Source organism: Kitasatospora sp. NPDC056731 (assembly GCF_040687675.1).
Classification (GTDB): Bacteria; Actinomycetota; Actinomycetes; order Streptomycetales; family Streptomycetaceae; genus Kitasatospora.
Map to the genome: position 1 here is coordinate 1 of NZ_JBFBNR010000097.1, position 3,999 is coordinate 3,999.

At 67.8% G+C, this 3,999-nt stretch carries 2 protein-coding genes and 3 pseudogenes; all 5 read right to left on the reverse strand.

Annotation, left to right across the window (positions count from 1 at the left end):
- A pseudogene (locus AB0R04_RS38790) lies at positions 1 to 348 on the reverse strand (hypothetical protein); the annotation flags it as partial.
- Positions 349 to 432: 84 nt separating this feature from the next.
- Positions 433 to 1,644 (reverse strand): annotated as a pseudogene (locus tag AB0R04_RS38795) (IS3 family transposase).
- A gap of 435 nt (positions 1,645 to 2,079) precedes the next feature.
- Entirely contained in the window at positions 2,080 to 2,562 is a 483-nt protein-coding gene (locus AB0R04_RS38800) for a hypothetical protein (RefSeq protein ID WP_363378880.1), read from the reverse strand.
- A gap of 243 nt (positions 2,563 to 2,805) precedes the next feature.
- The gene (locus tag AB0R04_RS38805; protein WP_363378882.1) at positions 2,806 to 3,225 is read right to left on the reverse strand and encodes an SRPBCC family protein; all 420 of its coding nucleotides are present in this window, start codon (positions 3,223 to 3,225) and stop codon (positions 2,806 to 2,808) included.
- Positions 3,226 to 3,255: 30 nt separating this feature from the next.
- Positions 3,256 to 3,903 (reverse strand): annotated as a pseudogene (locus AB0R04_RS38810) (aldo/keto reductase); the annotation flags it as partial.
- Between the last annotated feature and the right edge of the window lie 96 nt (positions 3,904 to 3,999).

The following is a 3,999-nucleotide window of genomic DNA, read 5'->3' on the forward strand; positions in this document are numbered from 1 at the left end:
CGCGGCGGCCTCCAGCCGCACCGCCTCGCGGCGCTGACGTGCCTTCGCCGTCAGTCCGCCCCCATCCGCATAGCGCATACCAACGGCATAGCGCGCAAATGACCGCCAGTCAGCTACACAAACAGGCCAATCACCTCGAAGCGCCAAGGTCAGTAATAGTTCGGCTCGGCCGGCGGCGATGCGCAGCGCGAGGATGGCGCGGCCATGGGCGTTGGCGAAGCCTCGGCAGATTGCGGCCTTCGTCCCGGGCGGCGCGAGGGCAGGCAGAGTCGAGTGGCCGACGATGTGCCCGTTGGCGGCGAAGGCTTCGGCGGCGAGCTGTCGTAGGCGGCCGGGTGCGAGGTTCATCAGGTTGCCCGACCGGTAGATGCAGGTGTCGCACAGGCGGGCGAGGACCCGAACGGGCCTTGACCCCGGATGTTGGACACGGGGTTATGCGGCTTGGGCGAGCGTAGTTGATGTTATGTGGAGTGCGGTCTCGTAGGCGATGGGGCTGCGGTGTCCGAGGCGGGAGTGGCGGCGGACGGTGTTGTAGCGGTGCAGCCAGCGGAAGAGTTCGAGGCGGGCTTCGCATTCGCTGGTCCAGCCTCTGCGGCCCTGGAGCGTCTCGCGTTTCATCGTCGCGTTGAAGCTCTCCGCGGCGGCGTTGTCCGCGCTGGAGCCGACCGCGCTCATCGACTGGACGGCACCGGCTCGGCGGCAGGCCTCGGCGAAGGCCCGCCTCGTATATTACGACCCGTGGTCGGTGTGGATCACCGCGCCGGCGAGGCTGCCCCGGGTCCGTTCGGCCGCTGCCAGGGCATCGAGGACCAGGTCCGTACGCATGTGGTCCGCAACGGCCCAGCCTGCGAGCCGCCGGGAGGCGAGGTCGATCATGGTCGCGAGGTAGCAGAACCGGCCGCCGCCCACCGGCAGATAGGCGATGTCGCCGACGTACTTCCGGTTCGGCTCGTCAGCGGTGAACACCCTGCCGACCAGGTCCGGTGCCTTCGCGGCGGCCGGATCGCTGATGGTCGTGCGGTGCTTGCGTCGCAGTCGCAGTCCGGCGATCCGGGCGGCCTTCATCAGTCGGGCGACCTTCTTGTGGTTGATCACCTCACCGCCGTCGCGGAGCTCGGCGGTGATCCTGGGGACGCCGTAGGTGCCGTCCGAGGCGGCGTGGACCGCGCGTATCCGCCCGGTGAGTTTCGCGTCCGTGGCCTCCCTGGCCGCCCGAGCGGGAGCGGACCTGCGCCAGTGGTAGAAGCTGGACCGGGCGATGCCCAGGACCTGGCACAGCCGCTTGACGCCGTAGCGGCGCTGGTGGTCGGCAACGAACTGGCAGCGGTTTACCAGCGTGTCTCCCCGGCGAAATACCGGGCGGCCTTGCGCAGGATGTCCCGCTCCTCCTCCAGCTCGCGGATCCTCTTGCGCGCGGCGGCGAGCTCGGCCTGTACAGGGTCCACGGTCGGCGCCGACACGACCGCCCCGGACGCCGAGTGAGCGCCGGGACGCTGGCCGTCAGCGGCCCGGATCCAATTGCGCAGTGTCTCGGTGTTCACCCCCAGGTCCTCGGCGACCGACTTGATCGTCGCCCCCCGGCCGAGACTGGTACAACGCGACCACATCCACCTTGAACTGCGGCGGGTAGTGCTTCATCACCATCGGTGCAGGACTCCTGTCCACCCGGACCATCAAGATCCAAGTGTGTCTGGTGTCCAACATCCGGGGTCAAGGCCCTGGACCGCCTCACCCCGCCCGGCCGCTTGCTGCAAGGGCCAGCAGGCCGGCCGCTGTCAGCCGAGCACGGCCGCATCGCAGGCCACGCCCCGGCCAGTTCGGCGCGAGCGCGAACCGCTCCAGACGTCACCAACCGGAGAACGCTGTCGGCGTCGGAGTGCTCGAACAACATGTCACCTGAATGACAGAATCACTGAGGCTGAAGGCGAGGGCTGGCTTGGCCACGTCGAACAACTCGGTTTCAGCTTTGCTGCCGCAGAAGAGAAGGTTGCGCAAACCAAGGCGCAGCGGCAACTCAAGGAATCACCTGTATTCCTGGGTATCCCCGCAATCGACCAGGTCGCAGGCCGGGCCAGTTGACTAGCACGGCTGGTGCTCCAGCCCCGATTCCAGTCGCGCCTTCATCGCCAGAAGCTTGTGGCGGGTCGGATTCTCCGCGAAGCCCGGATACTTCTCGACAATGAACTCCAGCCCTTCCGTGGCAAACTGGAGGGTGCCGCGCATGAAGTCGTCAGTGCTGCATCGGCCCGGCGCAGGGTTCCAGGAGCACAGGATCGTCAGGCTCGAACCCTCGGGCTGGAACGTGATGGACGCGGAGTTTTCGGTGAAATCAACTTCTCCTGTCTCTCCGTTCCCCACCTTGTCGGCTGCCAGGATCAGGCAGAACATGAAGTCCAGGATGGGAATGATCCTGAAGGACTCATCCAGGCCTTCCGCGGCGAGCTGTGCATCTGTTTCGAAGTATGCGTATCGAAGATTCATCTCGCTGGTCGAGCCAAGAGATGTCATCTGCTTCTCGGACGGTGCTCGCATCGAGCTTCGGTCAAAGTCGATACGGAACATCAAATCCCTCTTCGTACATGCGAGTCACCGAACCTCTTCACCTAGATCGCCGACCGCTTTCCAGGCCTTCCTGGATCAGCAGGGGATCCCCCGGTCGAAGTCCTGGCGAACGCTCGGCAGCTGACCACGGCTCAAGGTCCTCGGCAGAGTCAAGCTTAGTTCGGAGAATGGCGGACGCTCGCCGAACGGACCGGCAGCCCGGGTACGCGGGGGGCGTACCCGGGCTTGCAGGAGGAAGGGGTCTCAGGCGGCGAGGGTGGTGTGGAGGGCCGCGAGGCCGTCGCGGTGAATGGTGGTGAAGAGGGCCACGGCCTCGGCCTCGGTGGCGCCGTCGGGGTTGAAGCGGCCGGACCACTGGACCTCGGCGGCGTTCTCCTGGCCGGGGACGGCGTGGACGCGGATCGTGGAGACGTAGCCATTGACGGGGAACGGGGCTTCCAGGATGGCGTAGCTGTAGTGGCGCTCGGCCTCGTTGAAGGCGACGAGGCGCTCGATGATGGTCCCGCCCTCGGGGTTGCGCAGGCGGCGGACGCGGCCGCCTGCGAGGGCGGTGCTCTCGGGAATGTACGGGAGCCAGTCGGGGAGGGAGTCGAAGCCGCCGATGAGGTTCCACACCGTGTCGGGGGAGGCGGGGACGATGCGGCTGACGGAGGTGGAGGCCATGATCGGATTTCCTGACGGGTCGGGGGTGGTTCAGGCGCCGTACGGCAGCGGGGCGGCCGGGCTGACGAGTTCGGCGGAGCGCAGCTCCTGCCAGAACGCGGCGGGGACGGTCTCGTTGAGCGCCGCCTGGTCCTCGGCGATGCGGCTGGGCTTGGTGGCGCCGGCGACGACCGCGGCGGTGACCGGGTGGGCGAGGGAGAACTGCAGGGCGGCGGCCTTGATGCTCACGCCGTGCTCCGCGGCGAGGTCCTTGAGCCGGGTGACGCGCTCGATGATGTGCGCAGGGGCTTCCTGGTACTCGAAGTGGGTGCCGCCGGCGAGGATGCCGGAGCTGTAGGGGCCGCCGACGACCATGCCGACGCCCTGCTCCTGTGCCATCGGCAGCAGGCGCTGGAGGGCGTGCTCGTGGTCGAGGAGGATGTAGCGGCCGGCGAGGAGGAAGCCGTCCGGGCGGGGCTCGTCGAGGGACAGGGTGAGCTCGATCGGCTCGGTCTTGTTGACGCCGAGGCCCCAGGCCCCGATGACGCCCCCGTCGCGCAGGCGGGACAGGACTCGGAAGGCGCCGGTGCGGGCCTCCTCGAACTTGGCCAGCCACTGGTCGCCGTGGAAGTCCTGGGCGATGTCGTGGACCCAGACGATGTCCAGGCGGTCGGTGCGCAGGCGCTTGAGGCTGTCCTCGGTGACTCCTCCTCGGCGTAAACGCCGGGGCTTCTCGTTAACCCTGGCGGGCGTCGCGACGGGCCAGCCCGGCCCGTAGAACGTTGATGGCTCCTA

Coding starts and splice junctions, on each gene's coding strand:
- AB0R04_RS38805 (WP_363378882.1), bottom strand. CDS start 3,225: ATGGCCTCCACCTCCGTCAGCCGCATCGTCCCCGCCTCCCCCGACACG.
- AB0R04_RS38800 (WP_363378880.1), bottom strand. CDS start 2,562: ATGTTCCGTATCGACTTTGACCGAAGCTCGATGCGAGCACCGTCCGAG.